Here is a 1,270-nt window from a genome sequence, read left to right as displayed (position 1 = left end):
CACGAACCTGGCCGACTCATCCTCATCACGCCGCAACGTCCCGGCCACGACGGCATTCGCGATACCGGTCCGCTCCAGCACGGCCTCGATGCCCATCGTCAACACCGGATGCGAGCTCACCTCGATGAACACGCGATGCCCCTCGTCCGCCAAACGCTCCACCGCCTCGGCGAACCGCACCCGCGAACGCAGATTCCGCACCCAGTAACCCGCGTCCAACTCCCCGACGACCCAATCCACCTCGACCGTCGACAGCAACCTCACCGACGGATCGAACCCCTCGCCCCGATCCGCGTCACCGACTTCGGCCAAGGCGGCGACCACGGCGGCGGTCAGCTCACCTTCAGCCGCTTCAACGTGCACCGAGTGCGACGCGTAGTCGACGGGCAGCAGCGAGGACCGCACCCCGGCCGCCTCGCACTCCTCGCGCACCGCCGCGATCACGTCTGCGGTACCGGCCAGGACCACCGACTCCGGACCGTTCACCGCGGCGATCTCCACCGGCCGTAGACCGATCAGCTTCTCGGCCCGCTCCTCACCCACGGCGACCGACATCATCGCGCCCCGCCCCGACAGCCGCGCCGCGATCACCTGACTGCGGGCCACCACCAGGCGCATCCCCTGGGCCAGCATCAGCCTCCCCGCGACGACCGCCGCGGCGATCTCGCCTTGGGAATGGCCCACCACCGCGTCCGGAACGACACCGCGCGCCTGCCACATCGACGCCAGCGACACCATCACCGCGAACGACACCGGCTGGACCACGTCCGCCCGGTCCAGTGACGGAGCGCCCTCTACGCCGTCCACCACGGCCCGCAGCGACCAGTCCAAAAGCCGATCGCACTCGTCCATCCGCGCCGCGAAAACAGCGTCAGACGCCCACAACCCCCTGCCCATCCCCGCCCATTGCGCCCCCTGACCCGGGAACACCAGCACCACACGTCCCATCGAACCCGCCGCCTGTTCGCCGCCCGAAGAAGCAGCCACCGCGCGGAGTCTCGCCACCGTCTCATCCCGCTCCGCGGCCGCCACCCCAGCCCGGAACTCCCACACCGAACGAGCCGTCAACAATGCCCGACCCACATCACTCAGACTCGACACGGCCTGCTGTTCGAGGAAATCGGCCAACTGTCCGGCAGCGGCCCGCAAGCCCTCCAGCGACCGCGCCGACACCACCAACGGCACCACACCCGGCACATCCGAGGGAGACTCGACAGTCGTATCCGTGATGCCAGCGGTGTCGGGGGCTTGTTCGAGGATCACGTGAGCG

At 69.4% G+C, this 1,270-nt stretch carries 1 protein-coding gene; it reads right to left on the bottom strand.

Going from position 1 to position 1,270, the window contains the following annotated elements; all coding sequences use genetic code 11:
* The coding region (locus MXD61_RS05640) for an acyltransferase domain-containing protein (RefSeq protein WP_248811785.1) at nt 1-1,188 on the bottom strand (1,188 nt) is incomplete at its 3' end.
* Nucleotides 1,189-1,270: the final 82 nt, after the last annotated feature.

This window comes from Frankia sp. AgPm24 (genome assembly GCF_023243055.1).
Classification (GTDB): domain Bacteria; phylum Actinomycetota; class Actinomycetes; order Frankiales; family Frankiaceae; genus Frankia; species Frankia umida.
Note: the sequence above shows the minus strand (reverse complement) of the source record. Positions and strands in the feature narration are given on the sequence as shown.